18 protein-coding genes are annotated in these 20,874 nt (G+C 71.1%); 10 read left to right on the plus strand and 8 right to left on the minus strand.

The genetic code is table 11. From position 1 onward, the window contains the following. Positions 1-5: 5 nt before the first annotated feature. The 3 genes from ureG to ABZU75_RS01600 all read left to right on the plus strand — a co-directional run bounded on the left by ureG (position 6) and on the right by ABZU75_RS01600 (position 2,774). The gene (ureG, locus tag ABZU75_RS01590; RefSeq protein WP_355548029.1) at positions 6-641 is read left to right on the plus strand and encodes an urease accessory protein UreG; all 636 of its coding nucleotides are present in this window, start codon (positions 6-8) and stop codon (positions 639-641) included. Continuing rightward, positions 623-1,567, plus strand: a complete 945-nt coding sequence (locus tag ABZU75_RS01595) for an urease accessory protein UreD (protein ID WP_355548032.1) — start codon at positions 623-625, stop codon at positions 1,565-1,567. Before ureG ends, ABZU75_RS01595 begins: the two co-directional genes overlap by 19 nt. Positions 1,568-1,664: 97 nt before the next feature. Then, positions 1,665-2,774, plus strand: a complete 1,110-nt coding sequence (locus tag ABZU75_RS01600) for an acyltransferase family protein (protein ID WP_355548036.1) — start codon at positions 1,665-1,667, stop codon at positions 2,772-2,774. 46 nt (positions 2,775-2,820) lie between these two features. On the opposite strand, the gene ABZU75_RS01605 is transcribed toward ABZU75_RS01600, so the two are convergent. Next, positions 2,821-3,261 carry a VOC family protein gene (locus ABZU75_RS01605; protein ID WP_355548039.1) on the minus strand — a complete coding sequence of 147 codons (441 nt, stop codon included), beginning with the start codon at positions 3,259-3,261 and terminating at the stop codon, positions 2,821-2,823. 66 nt (positions 3,262-3,327) lie between these two features. Here ABZU75_RS01605 and ABZU75_RS01610 point away from each other — a divergent pair, with 66 nt between their 5' ends. The 3 genes from ABZU75_RS01610 to ABZU75_RS01620 all read left to right on the plus strand — a co-directional run bounded on the left by ABZU75_RS01610 (position 3,328) and on the right by ABZU75_RS01620 (position 5,761). Continuing rightward, positions 3,328-3,927 (plus strand): helix-turn-helix domain-containing protein, encoded by a 600-nt coding sequence (locus tag ABZU75_RS01610; RefSeq protein ID WP_355548260.1) that lies wholly within the window; start codon positions 3,328-3,330, stop codon positions 3,925-3,927. Positions 3,928-4,017: 90 nt separating this feature from the next. After that, positions 4,018-5,040, plus strand: coding sequence for a histidine kinase (locus tag ABZU75_RS01615; RefSeq protein WP_355548043.1), 1,023 nt, complete (start codon positions 4,018-4,020; stop codon positions 5,038-5,040). A gap of 55 nt (positions 5,041-5,095) precedes the next feature. Beyond that, a complete protein-coding gene (locus tag ABZU75_RS01620) occupies positions 5,096-5,761 on the plus strand; it encodes a response regulator transcription factor (protein ID WP_355548046.1) in 666 nt (221 codons plus the stop codon). On the opposite strand, the gene secY is transcribed toward ABZU75_RS01620, so the two are convergent. The 3 genes from secY to ABZU75_RS01635 form a co-directional block, all read right to left on the minus strand. Then, on the minus strand, positions 5,736-7,049 hold the full coding sequence (gene secY, locus ABZU75_RS01625; RefSeq protein WP_355548049.1) for a preprotein translocase subunit SecY: 1,314 nt from the start codon (positions 7,047-7,049) through the stop codon (positions 5,736-5,738). The genes ABZU75_RS01620 and secY overlap by 26 nt on opposite strands. Positions 7,050-7,247: 198 nt before the next feature. Next, entirely contained in the window at positions 7,248-7,520 is a 273-nt protein-coding gene (locus ABZU75_RS01630) for a hypothetical protein (RefSeq protein ID WP_355548052.1), read from the minus strand. Further along, positions 7,517-8,155, minus strand: coding sequence for an HNH endonuclease family protein (locus ABZU75_RS01635; RefSeq protein WP_355548055.1), 639 nt, complete (start codon positions 8,153-8,155; stop codon positions 7,517-7,519). The genes ABZU75_RS01630 and ABZU75_RS01635 overlap by 4 nt, the downstream gene beginning before the upstream one ends. Positions 8,156-8,448: 293 nt before the next feature. Between ABZU75_RS01635 and ABZU75_RS01640 the strand changes: the two genes are divergently transcribed. Next, positions 8,449-8,928, plus strand: coding sequence for a hypothetical protein (locus ABZU75_RS01640; protein ID WP_355548058.1), 480 nt, complete (start codon positions 8,449-8,451; stop codon positions 8,926-8,928). A gap of 165 nt (positions 8,929-9,093) precedes the next feature. Here the strand turns inward: ABZU75_RS01640 and ABZU75_RS01645 are convergent, their stop codons facing one another. After that, positions 9,094-10,563, minus strand: coding sequence for an MFS transporter (locus ABZU75_RS01645; RefSeq protein WP_355548061.1), 1,470 nt, complete (start codon positions 10,561-10,563; stop codon positions 9,094-9,096). Positions 10,564-10,645: 82 nt separating this feature from the next. On the opposite strand from ABZU75_RS01645, the gene ABZU75_RS01650 reads away from it, so the two are divergent. Continuing rightward, on the plus strand, positions 10,646-11,326 hold the full coding sequence (locus ABZU75_RS01650) for a helix-turn-helix domain-containing protein (protein WP_355548064.1): 681 nt from the start codon (positions 10,646-10,648) through the stop codon (positions 11,324-11,326). Positions 11,327-11,707: 381 nt separating this feature from the next. Here ABZU75_RS01650 and ABZU75_RS01655 read toward each other — a convergent pair whose 3' ends face one another. Beyond that, the gene (locus tag ABZU75_RS01655; RefSeq protein WP_355548067.1) at positions 11,708-12,235 is read right to left on the minus strand and encodes a signal peptidase II; all 528 of its coding nucleotides are present in this window, start codon (positions 12,233-12,235) and stop codon (positions 11,708-11,710) included. 352 nt (positions 12,236-12,587) lie between these two features. Here ABZU75_RS01655 and ABZU75_RS01660 point away from each other — a divergent pair, with 352 nt between their 5' ends. Together ABZU75_RS01660 and ABZU75_RS01665 are read left to right on the plus strand one after the other, a co-directional pair. Then, positions 12,588-13,115, plus strand: a complete 528-nt coding sequence (locus tag ABZU75_RS01660; protein WP_355548070.1) for a hypothetical protein — start codon at positions 12,588-12,590, stop codon at positions 13,113-13,115. 712 nt (positions 13,116-13,827) lie between these two features. After that, complete coding sequence (locus ABZU75_RS01665) at positions 13,828-17,514, plus strand: hypothetical protein (protein WP_355548079.1); 3,687 nt, start codon at positions 13,828-13,830, stop codon at positions 17,512-17,514. 21 nt (positions 17,515-17,535) lie between these two features. Here the strand turns inward: ABZU75_RS01665 and ABZU75_RS01670 are convergent, their stop codons facing one another. Together ABZU75_RS01670 and ABZU75_RS01675 are read right to left on the minus strand one after the other, a co-directional pair. Then, entirely contained in the window at positions 17,536-19,947 is a 2,412-nt protein-coding gene (locus tag ABZU75_RS01670) for a GH1 family beta-glucosidase (protein WP_355548082.1), read from the minus strand. Between the two features lie 230 nt (positions 19,948-20,177). Continuing rightward, entirely contained in the window at positions 20,178-20,807 is a 630-nt protein-coding gene (locus tag ABZU75_RS01675; protein WP_355548086.1) for a TetR/AcrR family transcriptional regulator, read from the minus strand. Positions 20,808-20,874 lie beyond the last annotated feature (67 nt).

Here is a 20,874-nt window from a genome sequence, read left to right on the forward strand (position 1 = left end):
ACGAGATGGAACCGCGGAAGGTGTTCAAGGTCGGTATCGGGGGGCCCGTCGGATCCGGCAAGACGGCCCTGATCGAGATGCTGGCCCCCATCCTGATCGCCAGGGGGCACAGCCCCGGCGTGATCACCAACGACATCTACACACAGGAGGACGCCGAACACGTCCGCCGCACGATGGCCGGGGTGCTCGACTCCGAGCGGATCGTCGGGGTCGAGACAGGGTCCTGCCCGCACACCGCGGTCCGTGACGATCCGAGCATGAACCTGGCGGCGGCGGCCGAGCTGCTCGACCGGTTCCCCGACATCGACATGCTGCTGTTCGAGAGCGGCGGCGACAACCTGACGCTCACCTTCAGCCCGGTGCTCGCCGACGTCTACATCTTCGTCCTGGACACCGCCGCGGGCGACAAGATGCCGCGCAAGCGCGGCCCGGGCACCACGGACTCCGACCTGCTGGTCATCAACAAGATCGACATCGCCCGGTACGTGCGCACCGACCTGTCGGTGATGGAACGGGACGCGCACACGGTGCGCGGGGCGGGGCCGGTCGTGCTGACCGACTGCCTGGCCGGCACCGGTGTCACCGAGGTCGCCGACTTCATCGAGGCGCGGCTGGAGGCGATGTGCGCTCCGGGGCGGTGATCGACCATCTGGTCCCGGAGCGCTACCAGCCGGAGTGGCTGCCGGGCTCGGTGGCGCGCCATGCCGCCGACCTGGACATGCTGCCGGTCGGCAGCCCCGGCAAGGTCGGGATCCTGCACCTGGCGTTCGAGCGGGCCGGCGGGCGGACCGAGCTGACCGGTCACTACCAGAAGACGCCGCTGCAGATCGCCCGCCCGCTGTACTACGACCCCGAGCGCCCGGACATGCCGTACCTCATGTTCATGTCGTCCGGCGGCGGCGTTCTCCAGGGCGACCGCTACCGCGTCGACGTCTCCTGCGGCGAGGGCTCGTCCGTCCACCTGACCACCCAGGCCGCCACCCGGATCTACCGGATGGAACAGGACTACGCCACCCAGCTCGTCAACCTCACCGCGGGGCCGGGCGGCTACCTGGAGTACCTGCCGGACACCACGATCCCGTTCGCCGGCTCGCGGTACTACCAGCGGCTCCGTGTCACCGTCGCGGCGGACGCGACGGTGGTGCTGGGCGAGACGCTGATGGCCGGCAGGCTGGCGCGGGGGGAGCGGCACGCGTACACGGCGTACTGCAGCGACGTCGAGGTGCGTGACACCTCGGCACGGCTGCTCTTCGCCGACCCGCTCCGCCTGGTGCCGGGGGAACGGCCGGTGACCGGACCCGCGGTGATGGCCGGATTCGGACTGCTGTCCTCCCTGTACGTCGTCACCGCCGCGCAGCCCGCGCAGGTCGTGGCCGACACGATGCACGCGGTGCTCGCCGGCACCGGGCTGCGGGCCGGTGCCAGCGTCCTGCCCGGGGACCGGGGCGCCTGGGCCCGCATCCTCGGGGACAGGTCTCCCGAGGTCGAGGCGGCCCTCCACCGGACCTGGAACGCCGTCCGCGAGCTGCTCCTGGGAGTGCCCGCGCCGGACCGCCGCAAGCAGTGACGCCCGTCCACGGAGAGGCGGGCCGGTTCACCGGGCTGTTGACACCGCGGACCGGGCGGCACCCGAGAACTAGTTTCTATCGCCTAAAGTCGGGCGAATGGCCCCGACTCCCTCCCGGCTGGCCTGGCTGGACGCCCTGCGGGGACCCGCCGCGCTGGCCGTCGCGCTGCACCACTCCGGGTGGACCTTCATCCCGGACCTCTGGGCCGAGGTGGACCGCAGGATCGACGTCGGCACCTGGGGCGTCTTCGTGTTCTTCCTGGTCAGCGGCTATATCATCCCCGCCTCCCTGGAGCGGCGCGGCGACCCGCGGGTCTTCTGGGTCGGCCGGGCATTCCGCCTCCTGCCCCTGCTGCTCGCCGCGCTCGGCCTGGCGTTCCTGCTCGCCTACGCCGGTGCGTTCGTCCTCCACCCGGGCGTGAGCGCCCGCCCGGCGCCGCTCGTCGCCCTGGGGAACCTGACGATGCTGCAGGAGCTGCTCGGCGTGCCCGCCGTCATCGACGTGATGTGGACGCTCTCCTACGAGATGGCGTTCTACCTGATGGCGGTCGGGCTGTTCACCGTGCGGCAGGCGCACCGGTCGGCGGTGGTCGCGATCGTCCTGGCGGTGTCGGCGGTACCTCTCGGACTCCTGCTGCCCCGTCCGGTCATCGGTGGCCGCGCCGACCTGGTCGCCGCGCTCCTCGGCGTCGCGGTCGTCGTGGTCATCGTGGTGTCGGCGGCCGCGCGCGGCGGGGCGCGCACGGCCGCCGCGGTGACGGGCGGCCTGCTCGGGCTGGCGCTGGTGGTCCTGGGCAGCAGGATCGGTGCCTGGCAGGGCCTGATCGTGCCGGCCATGATGTTCGCCGGTACGGCCGTCTACCGTGCCGAGCAGGGGACGATCCGATGGCCCGCCGCCATCGCCGCCGTGCTGACGGTGCTGGCCTGCGGGGCCCTCGCCAAGGACGATCCCGGTTGGGCACCCGCGCTTTTGCTGGCCGCCGCCTTCTTCGGCGGCGCGTTCGCGCTGCGGCACAGGTCGTTCCCCCGGTGGCTCGCCCACCTCGGGGTGATCAGCTTCTCCCTCTACCTGCTCCACCCGCTCCTGCTGCGGGTGAGCCCGAACCTTCCGCTCTTCTTCCTCGCTCTGCTGCCGCTCTGCTACCTGACCCACCGGCTGATCGAGGCCCCGGCCCAGCGCCTCGGCAGGCGGCTGGGCCGGGGCTGAACCGCTTGGTCCGCGGAGAGACCGGAACAGCCGGAGCCGCACCGGGTCACGGAGCGGCGTACTGTCCGGCGTAGGCGGCGGACGGCTCGGTCGGGGTGATCACGTCGATGAGCACGCCGTCGGGCGCGGCCACGATGAAGTGCCGCTGCCCGAACTCCTCGGTACGCAGTGTCAGCTCGACCGGGAGTCCCGCCCGTCGTACCAGCCTGTCGTGCTCGGCGTCGACGTCGGCCACCTCGAAGTTGAGGATCAGCCCTCGCACCGCCGAGCGGTACTTCTCCGGCACGGTCGGATGGTCGTGGTCGACGAGCGCCAGCTCGTAGTACGGCGGCTCCGGCCGTCGCAGGCTCACGTACCAGTCCGCCTCGAACACCGTCTCGAAGCCGAAGAACCGCTGGTAGAAGTCACGGGACTCGGTGATCCGATCGGTGCAGACGACCGGGTAGAAGCTGGTGAGGGACTTGCTGAGGGAATTGGTGAGGGACACGGCCCCCTCCTTTCGACATATTCACATACCGTCGGTATGTGAGGTTAACATACCATCGGTATGCCAATGATGGAGGCCGCGATGGATCGGGTACGGCAACGACTGGAGACCAGGCGCACGCTGGTGACGGAGGCCAGGACGCTGTTCGCGCGGCACGGGTACGCCGCGGTGAGCCTGGCGCAGATCGTCAGGGCGGCGGCCGTGACCAAGGGCGCGCTCTACCACCACTTCGACAGCAAGGCCGCCCTCTTCCACGCGGTCGTCGGGCAGGTGCAGCGGGAGGTGGGCGAGCGGGTCTCGGCGGCGGCGGACGCGCACGACGACCCGTGGGAGCAACTGGTCGCGGGATGCCGGGCCTTCCTCGCGGTGAGCCGCGACCCCGACATACAGCGGATCATGCTCGTCGACGGCCCCGCGGTGCTCGGCTGGAACGAGTGGCGGGCCATGGACGAGGCGTCCTCGGCGCGGCACCTCAGCGAGGCGCTCGTCACGCTGATCGAGGCGGGGGTCATCGCCCGCCGGCCCGTGGAGCCGTTGGCCCGGCTGCTGTCCGGCGCGATGAACGAGGCGGCCCTGTGGCTGGCCCGCTCGACGGATCCCGGCGACCTCCCGGCCGTCACCGAGGAGCTGTCGCGCCTGCTGGAATCCCTGCGAGACCGCCGGTAGGCGGTCAGGGCACGCTCACCTCCGGGTCCGGACGGGACCGCCCGGCACTGGCTAGGATCGGTTCACCCGAGTCTGTTCTGATGGAGGACGGTGACCGAGCCCACGCATCCGGACGGCCGTCCGCACGCCTCCCTCGCGGCGGCCGCGGTGGCGCTTTCCCGCCTGGGCCGGGTCCGTGACCTGCCGGTCATCCTCATGCTGGCCTGGGTGGGCTGGCTGGCCATCCCGTGGCCGTCCAGCGGTCTCGTCCAGGCCCGCAGCGCGGCCAGTCAGCCACTGGACGCGGGTGTCGCGGCCAGGTTCTCCGGCGCGGGTGTCCCGGCGGGCCAGGCCCTCGACACGGAGACTTCGCGCGACCGGGTCACGGGCACGGATGTCCCGGCGAGCTGGGGTCTGACCGCGGCGCCGGTCCGTCCGGCGCTGCTGGTGAAAACGGTCACCGAGCCGGTCGGCGAGACGGCGCGGGCGTCGACGAGCGCACGGGAGCTGATCGCCGCGGAGCGGGCGCGCATCGCGGGCGAGGTGCACGACGCCGCCGGGCACGGCCTCGCGACCATCGCCATGCAGGCCGGGGTCGCCCTGCTCATGCTCGACGAGCGGCCAGACCAGGTTCGCGAGTCGCTGGAGGCGATCCGCTTGACCAGCGTGCGGGCGCTCAACCAGCTCCGCTCCGCGCTCGACCTCATCGACCCGGTGGCCGCCGACCACGACCTGCTCCGGCTGATCGACGGAGTGCGCGCGGCGGGGCTGCCCGTCGACGTCGAACCGGCCGAGCCGAGCGTTCCCTCGCACCTCGAAGGCACGGTCTATCGCGTCGTGCGAGAGTCGTTGACCAACGTCCTGCGCCACGCCGGCCCGACCAGAGCCCTGGTCCGGGTCTCCGGCGACCCGGGCCGGTTCGTTCTGGAGGTCGCGGACAGGGGGAGCGGCCGTGCCGGAACGGACGAGGGCCGAGGGCTGGCCGGGATGCGGGTCCGGGTGACGGAGGCCGGCGGCGCCTTCAGCGCGGGCCCTCGCGAGGGCGGCGGGTTCCAGGTCGTGGCCTGCTTTCCCCGCGCACCGCACGAGGCTCCCCCCGGGCACGACGTGAAGCCTTCCCCGGACATCGCGTGAGGCCGGAGAGCTCCACGACCGACGCCCCGCGGTGGCTGACGTCGCAGGACACCGCGTGACTTCTCCGGCGGGCACGATCCGTGTGGCGCTCGCCGATGATCAGGCCGTCGTGCGCATGGGGCTCAGGGCGCTCATCGACAGGGAGCCCGACCTGGAGTTCGCCGGTGAGGCCGCGGACGGCGCCGCGGCTCTCCGGCTGCTCGGTGACACCCGTCCCGACGTCCTCCTCCTCGACATCCGGATGCCCGGCATGGACGGCATCGACACGCTGCGTGCCATCGCCGCCGATCCCGCGCTCAACGCCACCCGGGTGGTCGTCGTCACCACCTTCGAGGTCGACCGGTACATCTTTGCCGCCCTCCAGGCCGGGGCCAGCGGATTCGTTCTCAAGGACAGCGCTCCCGAGGAGCTCACCCACGCGATCAGGGTCGTCGCCTCGGGCGAGGCCCTGCTCTCCCCGTCCGTCACCAGGAAGGTGATCGGGCTGTTCGGCCGGCACGACATCACCCCGGTCGAGGGCCTCGACACCCTCACTCCCCGGGAGCGGGAGATGGTCGCCTGGGTCGCCACCGGCCGATCGAACGACGAGATCGCCGCGGAGCTGGTCATCAGCCCCGAGACGGTTCGCACCCATGTCAGCCGCGCCATGGTCAAGTTGCACGCCCGCGACCGTGCCCAGCTGGTCGTCTTCGCGGTCAGATCCGGGTTGACGATCCCCTGAGAAAGCCCCGGTAGTCGCGCTGCTCCAGCTGCGCCTCGATCTGCTTCACCGTGTCCAGGCCCACCCCGACCATGATGAGGACCGTGGTTCCGCCGAACGGGAAGTTCTGCTGGGTCGCCGGATCGCGCAGCAGCATGAACGCGATGATCGGGATCAGCGACAGCGTGCCGAGATAGGCCGCTCCCGGGGCCGTCAGCCGCGAGAGCACGAACCGCAGGTACTCCGCGGTGGGGCGTCCGGGCCGGATGCCGGGCACGAACCCGCCGAACCGCTTCATGTTGTCGGCCACCTCCGCGGGATCGAAGGTGATCGACACGTAGAAGTAGGTGAAGGCCACGATCAGCACCAGGTACGTCGTCACATAGACCGGGTGGTCGCCCGAGACGAGATAGCGCGCGATCCACGCCGCGACCGGTCCCGTGCCGCCCATCAGCTGCATCGCCAGCTGCGGCAGGAAGAGCAGGGACGAGGTGAAGATGACGGGGACGATCCCGGCCTGGTTGACCTTCAGCGGAAGGTAGGTCGAGGTTCCGCCGTACATCCTGCGCCCGACCAGCCGCTTGGCGTACTGCACCGGGATCCGTCGCTGCGCCTGCTCCATGAAGACCACCGCCGCCACCAGGAAGACGCCCGCGACCAGCATCGTCGCCAGGGCGAACGGGCTGAGCAGGAAGATGTTCGACATGTAGGAGGGGAACACGGCGATGACCTGCGTGAAGATCAGGATGGACATGCCGTTCCCGATCCCCCGGTCGGTGATCAGCTCGCCCAGCCACATGATCACGCACGTCCCGGCCACCAGGGTGACCACGATCACCGCGATCGTCATCGGGCTCCGGTCGTGCAGTATCTGCCGGTCACAGCCGGGAAAGATCCGGCCCGCGCGAGCCAGCGACACGACGGTGGTGGCGTTGAGCACGGCCAGCGCCACCGTCAGATACCTCGTGTACTGGGTGATCCTCGCCTGCCCCTGACGCCCCTCCTTCCTGAGCGCCTCCAGACGCGGGACCATCACGGTGAGTAACTGGATCACGATGCCGGCGGTGACGTACGGCATGATCCCGAGGGCGAACACCGACAGTTTCAGCATCGCCCCGCCGCTGAACAGCTGCAACATGTCGATGAGCCCGCCGCGGGTCGTGTTCAGGCACTCCCGCACCGCGACCACGTTCACGCCGGGCGCGGGCAGGATCTGCCCGAACCGGAACAGCGTGATCATCGCCAGAGTGAAGAGCATCTTCTTCCGGAGGTCGGGCACGCGGAAGGCACGAATGAGCATGGTCGGCATGTGCAGAGTCTGGGCGCGCGGCCGCGCCGGGACATCCGCTCACCCGAGGCTTCACCGTACGCAGATCCGCGTACCCCCTCATCGGCGACTGGACGATCCCGGGCCGACCACGACCAGGAGCACCGCCCGCGCCGGCCTGGTACGCGCGAGAGATGCCCCGCTCCCCGCCGGCCGGAGAGCGGGGCGTCGACGGTGGTGTCAGCCGGTCGCCTGGGCGACGCCCTCGGGCGCGCCGTGCCGGATCATCGCCACCACCGCCTCGTGGATCCCCTCGCCACTGCCCGCCGAGACGGGGAGCGGGCTGCCCGTGGCGACGTACCACTCCTCCGCGCCGGTGTACTGCACGCGGACGGCGGCCTGGCCGCCGGCGATCTCGGTGACCACGGTGAGGTCTCCGGTGACGGTTCCCACCTCGTCGGTCATCACCCCACCGGGACCGGCGGTCACCTCGGACCGGTACCGCTCGTTCATTCCGCGTCGCAGGTGTCGAGCATGCTCTTCAGGGCCGCCCGCTCGGCGTCGGTCACGGTGAGGCCGTAGTCGAACTTCACGTCGGTCCAGGCGCGCGCGTAGGTGCACCAGTAACTCACCAGCGGCGGGCGCCACTGGTCGGGGCTCTGGTCGCCCTTGCTCCTGTTCGACGCGGCGGAAACGCCGATGAGCTGGGAGTTCTTCAGGTCGTTCGCGAACTCGCCCCGCTTCTCCGTGGTCCAGCCGTCGGCGCCGGAGCGCCACGCGTTGGCCAGGGGGACCATGTGGTCGATGTCGACCTGGCTCGCGGAGGCGATCATCCTCCCGTCGTAGGCCGACCTCCAGGTGCCGGAGATGGCCCGGCACCGGCCGTCCTGGAAGACGAGCGAGCCTTCCCTGGCGAGGACCTTCTCGCGCGTGTTGCAGGCGCCGCCCTGCGCGGACCAGTGCGGGAACTTGGCGCGGGAGTAGCCGGTCATCGGGCGCGGTTCCGCCGTCTTCAACTGGTCGAGTTCGGTTCGGGCGACGGTGACGGACGGCGGCTCGGGAAGAGCGGCCGGTACCGTCGCGGCGATGGCGGGCAGGGACAGGACGAGGGCGGACGCCGCGGCGCCCGTCAGCATGAGGATCTTCACGCGCCAGCACCGTAATGATCGATACCGTCGCCCGGCCGATCCAGCGCGCCCTCATGGAGATCCCTGCCGGAGCGATGACGTGATCATGACTCGGGTGGCGCCGGCATCGGGAGCCGTTCGATCCCGGACCGCCGCGGTGCGGGTCCCTCGGCCGTCATGGCAGGGCGGGAATGCGTAATAGTGCACTCTCGGGGATGAGTGTGGATTCGTACGCAGAAGGGTTCTTCGTAGCTTTCTAACGTCTGTGGTGTCCGAACGACAAGTTTCCACACCGCACTCACGGGAGCATGAACATGAGCACGAAGCGCGCACTTCTCGCCGGAGCGGCCCTGGCCGGTTCACTGCTGGCCGGTGTGGCCGTGGCCCCGGCGGCGACGGCCTCGACCGCCGGCACGACGACCACCGCGACCGCCCCGCAGCAGGCACAGACCTTCAGCAAGCACTTCTTCGGCCCCTACTACTCCGGCTTCGGCCAAGGCGAGGACTTCGGGCACCGGTCCTACTTCAAGGGCTACTGGACCAAGGAGGGCGGCCGCTACTGGTTCTACGGCGACCTGTTCGACCGTGACCGCGACCGCTCCTACAGCTACGTGTGGTTCAAGTGGCACGACCGGTTCGGTTCGCACACCAAGGTCTTCAAGACCCTCGGTCACGGTGACATCGACCGGTTCGGCGGGTTCAAGGGGAGCAGCGGCTTCGACGACTTCAAGGTCCGGGTGTGCGAGGGCACCGACAAGTTCGACGACTGCGGCCGTTGGGGCGACGCCTTCTGACCTGATGGGCGTCTCCACACGGGGGTGCAGGGTCATGCACGGGGGCCCGGTCGACGATCGATCGGGCCTCATCGGGCGCCGGCCCGTCACCGTGGTCGAAGTCGGTCGCGAAGCGGTCCCCACCCAGCGCGTCGCCGATCCTGTCGATATCCCGGAACGCCCGCCCTACCCGGCCTCGGCGACGACCGGGGTCCGGTGGCGGGTGCCGCCGGACCCGGTGCGCCCGCGAAGGCCGGACACCATGATGGCCGCTCCCGCGACGACCATCACGACCGGGACGAACAGGGCCGCGCGGAAGCCGTCGAGCCCCGCCAGGAGCGATCCGCCGGCCCCGGTGGCGGCGACGTTGACGGCGGTCGCCGCCGACAGGCCGAGTGCCGAGCCGAACTGGAACGAGGTGTACAGCAGGCCGCCGGCGACCCCCTGCTCCCTCTCGGGCACGCCGTCGGTCGCGGCGATGGTGAGCGGCCCGTACGCCAGGGCGAAGGCGAGACCGAGCAGGAGCATGGTCGGGAACATCGCCGCGTACGTCCAGTCGAGACCGACCGGCAGGAACAGGGCGTAGGCCACGGCGGCGAGGCACAGCCCGCCGAGGATCACCCGGACGTTGCCGAAGCGGTTCACCAGCCGGGGGGTGAGGGTGGGGGCCAGTACGGCGTCGATGCCGACGACCAGCAGGGCCAGGGCGGCCTGCAACGACGACCAGCCGCGCAGTTCCTGCAGGTAGAGGACGACGAGGAACTGGAATCCGAAGAACGAGCCGCCGAACAGCAGCGCGCCGAGGTTGGCGCGGACGAGCGGACCCGAGCGCAGGATGCCCAGGCGTATCAGCGGTGCGGCCGACCGCCGCTCGATCGCGGTGAAGGCGGCGAGCAGCACGAGCCCGGCGGCGAGCGCGGCGACCGTCCAGCCCCATCCCGAGCCGGGGTCCTCCAGCCGGACGACCGCGAACACCAGCGCGAACATCGCGCCGGTCACGGTGATCGCACCGGCCAGATCGAAGCCTCCGGTGGAGCGGGGCGGGCGGCTGTCGCCGGGGATGAGGGCAAGGGCGGCGAGGAGGATCGCGGAGGCCAGAATCACCGGCGCGAAGAACACCCATCGCCAGCTGACCGTGGCCAGCAGGCCGCCGACGACGAGGCCGAGGGAGAATCCGGCCGCGGCCGTACCCGCGTAGACCAGCAGGGCACGGTTGCGCCGCGGCCCCTCGGCGAAGTTCGTCGTGATGATGGAGAGGCCCGCGGGCGCCATGAACGCGGAGGCCACTCCCGTCACGAAACGGGCGACGACGAGGACCCAGCCCTCGGTCGCGAACCCGCCCAGGCCGGAGAAGACGACGAAGACGCCGAGCCACGCCAGGAACATCCGCCGCCGGCCGAGCAGGTCGGCGGCTCGGCCGCCCAGCAACATGAAGCCGCCGTAGCCGAGTATGTAGGAGCTCATCACCCAGCTCAGCGATCCGGTGGTCAGGCCCAGATCGGCGCGGATCGACGGCAGAGCCACGTTCAGCATCGCCACGTCGATCCCCTCCAGGAAGATCGCGCCGCACAGCACGAGCAGCATGCCCCGGGCGCGCCCGCCGATGTGATCCGTACGGTCGGCGCCGCCGGGCGGTGGGGACAGTGGTGTGGACACGAGACGGCTCCTTGGGGGAAGGGAGGGATCGTGATTGGTTCCCTCTTGTAAGTAGTCGCATCATGGGGCACTATCAACGACCATGGAAGAAGGCACTTCGAAGTCACCGAGTCACTGCGCGGACACCGGTTCCCACGTCGACGCCCGGCAGTGGGACACCAGGGAGGACTGCGAGGTCCGCCAGATCCTCGACCGTGTCGCGGACAAGTGGTCGCTGCTCGTCATCGCGCTCCTCGACCGGCGCACCCTCCGGTTCACCGAGCTGAGCCGGGAGATCGACGGCGTCAGCCAGCGGATGCTCACCGTCACCCTGCGCCATCTGGAGCGGGACGGCCTGGTGCGCCGCACTGTGCACCCCGTCGTGCCGCCCCGGGTCGACTACGATCTCACGTCGCTCGGCGTGACCCTGCACGACACCATCCAGTCGCTCGTCACCTGGACGGAGCGGCACCAGAACGAGATCGCCGCCGCACGCGCGGACTACGACGCCCGCGCGGAGGCCGAGCCGGCCGTGGCGGGACGCGATGGCGCGCGGGGGGCGATGCGACGTGACAGCGCGACGAAACGCGACAACGTGACGGTCAACCGTAACGAAACATGGGTGGCGGCAGCACCGCGTAACGAAAGTCGTGCCGGGGTGGGCCCGTCGGGATGCGAGGTGTGCGGCGCTCCGATCCACGTCGCGCGCACGGGCAGGCCCGCCAGGTTCTGCGGCGCGGCATGCCGCCAGAAGGCACACCGCCGCCGCTCCGGCGTCCACTAGAGGGCCGCACCGCCGCGCCCGCCCACGTGGTCCGTGTGCACATCGACATCGGTGCCCTGGACGGGCGCGGTGGCCGGCACGGCGATCCGCAAGCGCCGCACAACCGGGTCCGGCACGCTCGGCCTTCCAGGAGAGGCGGAGGAGAACGGGTGCGGGTTTCGGGGCGCGCTGCCATGTGCCTGCCGGCGGCATCCCCGTGCGAGCCGGTGGTCGCGGGAGTCAGCCTCGTCGTCAGAGGAGAGCCGGAGAGGGAGGAGGGGAAGGATCGGTCAGGGCCGCCCCCTTGGCAGACCTCCGGCCTCCTGGAACCGCCGGGTGAGACAGGGGCACGGCAATTCTCGTGGCAGGAGCAGAGGGCCCGGGGGTGGTGCGGCTCGCGACTCAGGCATGCCCCCGGTCGGCCACCTCCCCGAGGGGGACGTTGCGCAGGCTGAGCAGCATGAGCAGGGCGCAGCTTCCGACGAGGGCGATGTCGGCGACGTTGCCGACGAACAGGCCGCCGTAGTCGATGAAGTCGACGACATGCCCCCGGCCGAACCCGGGGGAACGCAGGAGGCGATCAAGCAGGTGGGACGTGGCGCCGCCCAGAAGCCCGCCCAGCGCGACGGTCCAGGCGGCCGAGCGCAGCCGCAGCCCCGTGTACAGGATGCCGATGACCGCGATGGCCGCCGCCAGCGCGAACACCCACGTCGTGCCCGCCCCGATCGAGAACGCGGCACCGGGGTTGTACAGCAGCCGCAGCTGGATCAGCTGTGGGATCACCGGGATACGCTCGCCGTCCGAGAGCGCCGAGATCGCCCAGGTCTTCGAAGTCTGGTCCGCGACAAGGACCACTGCGGCCAGCGCGAGCATCCACCCGTACAGCCGTAGCCTTCCCCTCGCCGCCTGCGTACCCCGTCCGACCGCCACCTTTACCCCACAATCTGTAGTTCTCTCGCATCGAATCCAGAGAGCGGCCCTGCCCCTGAGCGTCGTGGGCGGGAAGGGTCGTGCTTGAGGAGCGATGTCGGTGTCGCGTGCGGGGCGGAGCAGCGTCTCGTCGGTGAGGTTACCGGTCGATGTGCTCTCGGGCACAGGCGTTGAAGGGGACACAGGGTGGCCCGGACCGTGGCGCCGCCTGGAACCTGCTCCGGCACCCGTTCGACGGCGGCTCCCAGCGGTGAGCAAAGGCATGGCCAAGCGGTACGTGTCGTGGCTCTGTGCCGGGGGCGCGGAGTGTCTGCTGTGCAGCAGCAGTACACCGCTACCTGGAGGGTCGGAGATGAGGAAGTTGCTTCATGCCGGCGTGCTCGCGCTGGGGGTGTTCGCGGCCGGGTGCGGCGCCGGGGACGGGAGCGCGACCGAGCCGATGGTCGCGAACCAGGTCAACGCGTCGCCCACATCGCCGGGGACCCCTGCACCGTCTTCGCCCTCGGCCCCGTCGGGGACCAGGGCCGAGGTCCGGCTGGGAGATACGAAGATCGGAAAGGTACTGGTCGGCGAGGGGGGCCGCACGCTCTACCTCTTCGAGAAGGACAAGGGCGGGAAGTCGTCGTGTTCCGGCCCCTGCGCGCAGGCGTGGCCGCCGTACCTCACGGATGGAAAGCCCAGAGCGGGCAAGGGCGTCAAGGAGCAGCTGCTCGGCACCACCAAGCGGGATGACGGCACTACCCAGGTGACCTACAACCACTACCCGCTCTACTACTTCATCAATGACACCAAGGCCGGCGAGACGACCGGGCAGGACCTCAACAGTTTCGGCGCCGACTGGTACGCGGTCGGCGCGGACGGGAAGAAGGTGCACAGCTGAGCGCGTCTCGCCCGGATCGGCGATGGGCTGCTCACACGTCATGACGGGAGGAAGTGGGTCCGCCGTCGCACCAAGGGTTGTTTGTCCAGTGCATGAGATATGTGCTGGACAAACCGGAAACCGCTAAACAGGTGAGTAAAGCCGTCGACGAGACGGCTCGCTGACCGAAGGGACGCCATGTGACATCCTCCCCGGTGTCGAGGCCGGAGATGTAGCCCTGCTCGCATCCGCGTACCTCCACGACCGCGCCCGCCACGAGCGCCGCGAAAGCGGCTGGATGACGTGAGGCGCGCCCGAGCACCGGGACCCGTCTCCGCCCACATCGGTCCGCAGGCCGAAGTCGGTTCTGGCGGTGCCCGGCCGCCGGCCCTCCGCCGGGGAACGGAGGAGCCGGCGCTTCGCCACCGGATCGCATGAGAACGATTCCGAAACGGCGGCACGAGAACCCCCGCACCGTTTTCTCAAGGGGCCGGTGCGGGGGTGAGGTGCCCATCGGCGACGTCGTTTTCGACGGGCGCCGATTTCGTCATGTCCACAAGGGATTCTTGCCATCCACTGGACCGGTACGGCCAGGCATGGTTGCATCTCGCTTGTCCAGAATCGATCTTCGGGAGAAGACGAGCGACGATCGCGTGTCGGCGGGGGCTGAATGGGGCGACCGGAAAGGGCTCTCGATCCCGACGCGAGTCCGCTACAGCGGTTCGCGTCAGAGTTGCGGCAGCTGCGGACCGAGGCCGGGCGGCCGAGTTACCGGGAGCTGTCCCGGCGTGCGCACTACTCGGTGACCGCGCTGTCGGAGGCGGCCGGTGGAGAGATCTTTCCCACGCTCGCGGTCACCCTGGCCTACGTCGAGGCGTGTGGCGGCGATCCCGAGGGCTGGGAGAAGCGGTGGCGGACGCTGGCCGCGGAGTTCGCCTCGGCCGACGCGGCGGAGCGGGCCAGAAAGGACGAGGACGCCCCCTACCTGGGACTGGTGACCTTCGATCCCGGTGACGCCGACCGGTTCTTCGGGCGTCGGGAGCTGGTCGGTGAGTTGCGCGCGCGGCTGGAGGACACCTCCCTGCTGGCGGTCTTCGGCCCGTCGGGGAGCGGCAAGTCCTCGCTGCTGCGGGCGGGCCTGCTACCGGCGCTGTGGGACGGGGCACTGTGGGGGAGTAAGGCGTGGCCGACGCTGCTGCTGACCCCGGGCGAGCATCCGCTGGAGGAGCTCGCGATCGCCATGGCGAACGAGGTGGGGGCCAGCGCCTCGGTGCTCCACGCGGGGCTGCTGGCCGAGCACGGGAGCGCCCGCCTCGACATCGGCCAGCTGCTTGAGGGACGGCCGAAATCGGCGCGCGCCGTGATAGTGGTCGACCAGTTCGAGGAGGTCTTCACGCTCTGCCGCGACGAGAGGGAGCGGGTGGCCTTTCTCGACTGGCTGCTCACCGCGGCGGACGGTACCGACGACCGGGCGCGGGTGGTGCTGGGGGTCCGCGCGGACTTCTACGCCCGGTGCGCGGAGTACCCGCCGCTGGTGGCCGCGCTGCGCGACCGGCAGCTGCTGATCGGGCCCATGGACGAGGAGGATCTGCGGCAGGTGGTCACGGGACCGGCGGTCCGCGCCGGGCTCAAGGTCGACCGGGCGCTGGTCGAGGCCATCCTCGGCGACTGCCGCCGGGAGCCGGGGGCGTTGCCGCTGCTCTCGCACGCGCTGCTGGAGACGTGGAAGCGGCGCAGGGGCGACGCGATGACACTGGCCGGGTACCGCGCCGCCGGCGGCATCCAGGGGGCGATCGCGCAGAGCGCCGAGCGGGTCTACGACGGGTCCGGCGACCGGGAGCGCCATCTGGTCAAGAACGTGTTCCTGCGCCTGACCGCGCTGGGCGAGGGCACCGAGGACACCCGCCGTCGCGTCGCTCCCGACGAGCTGCTGTCCGGACCGAACGGCACGGCGGTGGCGACCGTGCTGACCAGGCTCACCGAGGCCAGGCTGCTCACCGTCGACGAGGACAGCGTCCAGGTGGCGCACGAGGCGGTCATCCGCTCGTGGCCCAGGCTGCGGGGCTGGCTCGCCGAGGATCGGGAGCTGGTACGCCTGCACCGGCGCCTCACCGAGGCCGCGGCGGAGTGGGAGCAGCACGGGCGTGAGGACGAGCTGCTCTACCGGGGGATACGCCTGACCGCCTGGGACGGTCGCGAGCTCGACCGGCTCAACGACTCCGAGCGTGCCTTCCTGGAGGCCGCGCGGGCGCGCGAGGCCCGCGAGCGCGCGGCGGGCAGCAGGCGGGCCCGCCGGGTGCTGATCAGCGTGACGGCGGTCGGCATGGTGGTCTGCGCGCTGGCGGTGATGGCCCTCGTCCAGGCGGATCGGGCCAGGTACGAGCAGAATCTCGCCCACTCCCGCCAGCTCGCCGCCGACGCCCGAGGCCAGCTCCAGCTCGATCCCCAGCTCAGCCTGCTGCTGGCCCGGCGGGCGTACGAGGTCAGCCCCACCGTCGAGGCCGCCGCGGTCCTGCGACAGGCGGTCGTCGACTCCCGGGTGCGTCTGATCCTGCCCGTCGACGGGGGCAAGGTCTGCGGCGTCGCCTTCTCCCCGGACGGGCGCCTGCTGGCCGCGAGCAGCGGTGACGGGACCGTACGGGTGTGGCGGACGACCGGGCAGGGCCTGCCGGCGGGGGACCCGGTCGTGTTGCGGGGGCACGAAGGCCAGGCGTGGAGCCCGGTGTTCAGCCCCGACGGGCGCTACCTGGCCACCGCCGGCGTCGACGGCACCGTACGGGTGTGGGATCTGACCGGCGGTGACCGGCCCGCGGTTCTCCCGGGGCACACGGGAGAGGTCTGGAACGTGTCCTTCGGCCCGGACGGGCGGCGCCTGGCCAGTAGCGGAGACGACGGCACGGTACGGGTGTGGAAGGCGGGCGGCGGCGGGTGGGCCGGCGCGTCCTCGGTCGTGCTCCGCGGGCACGAGGGGCGGGCCCTGGGGGTGGCGTTCAGCCCGGACGGCCGGCGCCTGGCCACCGGGGGCGGCGACGGTACGGTGCGGCTCTGGGATCCGGAGGGCAAGAAACGGCCCACCGTGCTTCGCGGGCACGAGAACTCGGTGGAGAACGTGGCGTTCAGCCCGGACGGTCGGCGCCTGGTGAGCGCGAGCACCGACGGCACCGCGCGGCTGTGGGACATACCGGGCGACGGCTCCTCCATGGTGCTACGCGGGCACGACGGCACCGTGGAGGGGGTGGCGTTCAGCCGCGACGGGCGCAGGATCGCCAGCGTGGGCAACGACGGCACGGTCAACGTCTGGAGCGCGGGCGACACCATCGCCCCGCTGCTGCTGAGCGGTCACCGAGGAACCGTGTGGAGCGCCGACTTCAGCCCCGACGGCCGGATGCTGGCCAGCGCGAGCGATGACGGCACCGTACGGCTCTGGGACGTGACGGCGGTGGGCGACGTCGCCATCATGCGCGGTCACACCGGAGAGGTATGGGACGCGGCGTTCAGCCCGGACGGGCGGCGGGTGGCCGACGCCGGCAGTGACGGGACGGTCCGCATCGAGGATGTCACCGGCAAGGGCGGCACGGTGGTACTGAGTCCCGGTGGCGGGGAGATGCTCGGCGTGTCCTTCAGCCCGGACGGGCGGCGGGTGGCGAGCGCCACGCGGGACGGTGTGGTCCGGGTCTGGGACGCCTCCGGGCGCGGTGAGCCGGTCGCGCTCCGCGGCCACCTCGAGACGGTGTGGAACGCCGCGTTCAGCCCGGATGGGCGGCGGCTGGTCAGCGGGGGCAGTGACGGCACGGTCCGGGTCTGGGACGTCTCGGGACATGGTGAGCCGCTCGTGCTCCGCGGCCATCGGGGGTTGGTCAGGTATGTCGCCTTCAGCCCGGACGGGCGGCGGGTCGCGAGCGCGGGTGAGGACGGCACGGTCCGGGTCTGGGACGTCTCGGGACATGGTGAGCCGGTGGTGCTCCGCGGCCACCAGGGGATGGTGTGGAATGTGTCCTTCGGCCCCGGCGGGCGGCGGCTGGCCAGTGGCGGCAGCGACGGTACCGTCCGGGTCTGGGACGTCTCAGGACGCGGTGAGCCGGTGGTGCTCCGCGGCCACCGGGGGCTGGTGTGGAGCGTGTCCTTCAGCCCCGACGGGCAGTGGGTGGCCAGCAGCGGCAACGACAACACGGTCAGGATCCAGGCGGCCGGGGGCGAGGGCGAGCCGGTGGTCTTCCACGGTTACGGCGCCTCCGTCGAGAGCGTGGAGTTCGCCCACGACAGCCGTAACCTCGTCACCGCGCACGGCGACTCCACGGTGCGGGTCTGGCGGTGCGACGTGTGCGGCCCGATGGAGGAGGTGCTCCGGCTCGCCGGTGACCGCACCATCCGCGAGCTGACCCCGGACGAACGCAAGGCGTACCTGCAGACCTCCCGCTGACCGGGGCTCGCGGCCGGTGCGTCAGGTGGACTCCCGGATGACCAGCTCGGTGGGCAGGATCGTCGACGAGGCGGGGCCGCCGTCGATCTGGCGCAGGAGCAGGCGCACCGCCGCCCGTGCCTGGTCCGTCCTGGGCGTGCGTACCGTGGTGAGCGCGGGCACGGTGTAGGAGGCGGCCCCGATGTCGTCGAACCCCACGATCGCGACGTCGTCGGGCACCCGTCGCCCCGACTCGCTCAGCACCCGCAGGGCGCCGATCGCCATCAGGTCGCCGGCCACGAAGACCGCGTCGAGCGCCGGGTCGTCCCGCAGCAGCTGGCGCATCGCGTCCGCGCCCGAGGCGAGGGTGAGGTCGCCGACGGCGATGATCGACCGGTGCCCGGTGTCGCGCAGTGCCTCGCGGTACCCCCTGAGCCGGTCCTGCGCGGCGATCGTGTCCGGGGGACCGGCGATCGCGGCGATCCGCCGCCGTCCCCGGGCGAGCAGGTGCCTGACCGCCGAGGCGGCGCCGCCGGTGTTGTCGATGTCGGCGTACGAGGTGGGCGCCGACACCGCGGGCCTGCCGAGCGACACGACGGGGATGCCGGTACGGGCCAGCGCGGTGGGCAGCGGGTCGGAGCTCAGCGTCGAGTCGAGCACCACCCCGTCCAGGTGTCCCGAGGCGGCGTACCGCTCGACTCGGAGCCGGCCTTCGGCCGAGTCGGCGAGCATGAGGGTGACCCGCTTGCCCGCGTCCTCCAGCTCCCGGGTGGCCGAGCGGACGGTCGCGGAGAACAGCGGGTCGTCGGGGTACGCCCCGGCCGGGGAGCCGGAGACGACCAGCGCGATCGAGTCGGTGCGCCTGGTCACCAGGGAGCGGGCCGCCGAGTTGGGGACGTAGCCCAGCTCGTTGACCGCGTCCAGGACGATGGCGCGGAACTCGTCGCTGACCGTGCCCTCACCGTTGATCACCCGGGAGACCGTCGACCTCGACACGCCGGCGCGGGCGGCGACCGCCTCCAGCGTGGGACGCCTGACACGCTCGCGGTGCAGCCCGTTGTGCCGGATCACCTCGCGGTACCAGAGCGCGCTGTCCTTGGGCAGCCGCCGCTGCGTCTCGAAGTCGACGTGCACGATCCCGAAGCGCTTGTCGTATCCCTCGGCCCACTCGAAGTTGTCCAGCAGCGACCAGACCAGGAAGCCGCGCAGATCCGAACCGGCCTCGATGGCGGCGTGCGCGGCCCGCAGGTGGCCCTCGAAGAAGGCGGTCCTGTCGGTGTCGTGCACGCGGTCGCCCGTCACCACGTCGTCGAACGCGGCGCCGTTCTCGGTGACCAGCAGGCCGACCTCGGGGTAGTCGCGCGAGAGCCGGGTGAGCAGCTGGGTGAGCCCGGTCGGCACGATCGCCCAGCCCATCGCGGTCGTCGGGGCGTGGGCGCCGCTGAAGCGGATGTCCTCGCTCCCGGGATAGGCGGCGTTGGCCGGCTCACCCGGCTCCGACCGCACCACGCAGGGCGTGTAGTAGTTGATCCCGAGCAGGTCGAGGGGCTGGTTGATCGCTTCGAGATCGCCGTCGCGGATGTGGTCGAGTCCGCCCATCCGATCCATGATCGCGAGCGCCGGGGCAGGATAACTTCCGCGCAGGGCGGGGTCGAGGTACTGCCGGTTGATGAGGCAGTCGATCCGGTTCACCGCCTCGGCGTCCTCGGCGGACGGCACGAGGTCGGGGTCGTTCACCTGGTCGGGTGTGATCACCGGTGCGAGGTTCAGGGTGAGGGCGATCTCGCGGGCGCCCGACTCGCGCAGCACCCGGGCGCCCAGCCCGTGGGCGAGCAGGAGATGGTGGGAGGCGCGGAAGACCTCCGCCGCCGATGCGCGGCCCGGCGCGTGCGCGCCGATGCCGTATCCCAGCACCGCGGCCACCCATGGCTCGTTGACCGTCATCCACGTCCCGACGCGGTCGCCGAGCCGGTCGTGCACGATCTGCGTGTAGTCGGCGAAGCGGTAGGCCGTGTCACGGTTGGTCCACCCGCCGAGGTCCTCCAGCGCCTGGGGGAGATCCCAGTGGTAGAGCGTCACGTACGGCGCGATGTCGGCCGCCAGCAACTCGTCCACCAGCCGGTCGTAGAAGTCGAGCCCGGCGGCGTTGGCGGGTCCGGAGCCCGACGGCTGGATCCGGGGCCAGGCCACCGAGAACCGGTACGCCCCGAGACCCAGCTCCGCCATCATCCGGACGTCGCCGGCGTAGCGGTGGTAGTGGTCGCAGGCCACGTCGCCGGTGTGGCCGCCGGCGGTCCTGCCGGGCGTGTGGGAGAAGGTATCCCAGATCGACGGACCGCGCCCGTCGTCTCGCGCGGCGCCCTCGATCTGGTACGCGGCGGTGGCCGCCCCCCAGACGAAGCCGTCGGGAAAGGCCAGGGTCTCGCCCCGAGCCGAGATGGTCGTTGCGGTCATCCTTCGACAACTCCCCGTTGGTTCTCGCGATTGTCAGGACGCGGAACGTCCTGGCCGGTGGAAACACCTCACCGACATTCTGGGCACGGCCGAGGTCCGGCGTCGAGAGGACCGCCATTCCGAACTGGTGTGCCTCCCCCGGTCCCGTGTTCGTGATCGGTGACACGGTAACCGATACCGCCGGCAACGAGGCCGCTCCGGGACCGCGGGAGACCTCCCGGCGCACGCCCTCAGGCGCCGCGCGGGGTCAGCATGCGGTCGACCAACTGCTGGAGATGGGCGAGGAAGTCCTGCCGCGCCTGTGGGTCGGTGGAGGCGGAGCCGTGCCCATCGGTGTTGATCTCGCCGTGCATGAACCCGTACACGCTCCAGATCAGCGTCTGCACCGTCTGTTCCAGGTTCACCCGGTCGTCGATCAGACCGGCCTCCGCGGCGGGGCGCAACGCGTCGCAGACGAGGTGGATGACGGGGTCCTTGTAGGTCGCCTCAAGTTCGGGGATGTCGGCGGCGTCGCCGAGCCAGCGGTGTGCCCACAGTGAGGGGACCTGCGGGTTGGCGAGGAAGAACTCCAGAAAGCGCGTCGCGAGCCGGTACACGACGGCGCGGGCCTCCTCGGGGTCGGCGGCCGGGAGGGCGCTGAGCACATCTGTCACGATGCCGCGCTCCATCCGGCTGCCGTGGTCGACGACGGTCAGGTAGAGCTCACGTTTGTCGCCGAACCGCTGCTGCAGCCACGTCATGTCCTCCCCCGAGGCCTCCGCGATATCGTGCAGCGACGTGCCGTCGTAGCCGAACGCGGCGAAGAGCCGCGCCGCGATGTCGATGACCGCCTGGCTCTGCGGGTCGTCGGAGGGAAGCATGATTCCCATTCAAGTCCCGCACGAGGGCGGGGAGGGCCACGTACTGGTTTTGACCCGGTCAAACCTG

Origin of the sequence: Streptosporangium sp. NPDC005286, from assembly GCF_040607515.1 — a bacterium.
Taxonomy (GTDB): domain Bacteria; phylum Actinomycetota; class Actinomycetes; order Streptosporangiales; family Streptosporangiaceae; genus Streptosporangium.

Bases quoted from the DNA above. Each gene is read 5' to 3' on its own strand.
- ureG (WP_355548029.1), top strand. From the start codon at position 6: ATGGAACCGCGGAAGGTGTTCAAGGTCGGTATCGGGGGGCCCGTCGGA.
- ABZU75_RS01600 (WP_355548036.1), top strand. From the start codon at position 1,665: ATGGCCCCGACTCCCTCCCGGCTGGCCTGGCTGGACGCCCTGCGGGGA.
- ABZU75_RS01610 (WP_355548260.1), top strand. From the start codon at position 3,328: ATGATGGAGGCCGCGATGGATCGGGTACGGCAACGACTGGAGACCAGG.
- secY (WP_355548049.1), bottom strand. From the start codon at position 7,049: ATGCCGACCATGCTCATTCGTGCCTTCCGCGTGCCCGACCTCCGGAAG.
- ABZU75_RS01630 (WP_355548052.1), bottom strand. From the start codon at position 7,520: ATGAACGAGCGGTACCGGTCCGAGGTGACCGCCGGTCCCGGTGGGGTG.
- ABZU75_RS01640 (WP_355548058.1), top strand. From the start codon at position 8,449: ATGAGCACGAAGCGCGCACTTCTCGCCGGAGCGGCCCTGGCCGGTTCA.
- ABZU75_RS01650 (WP_355548064.1), top strand. From the start codon at position 10,646: ATGGAAGAAGGCACTTCGAAGTCACCGAGTCACTGCGCGGACACCGGT.
- ABZU75_RS01660 (WP_355548070.1), top strand. From the start codon at position 12,588: ATGAGGAAGTTGCTTCATGCCGGCGTGCTCGCGCTGGGGGTGTTCGCG.
- ABZU75_RS01670 (WP_355548082.1), bottom strand. From the start codon at position 19,947: ATGACCGCAACGACCATCTCGGCTCGGGGCGAGACCCTGGCCTTTCCC.
- ABZU75_RS01675 (WP_355548086.1), bottom strand. From the start codon at position 20,807: ATGCTTCCCTCCGACGACCCGCAGAGCCAGGCGGTCATCGACATCGCG.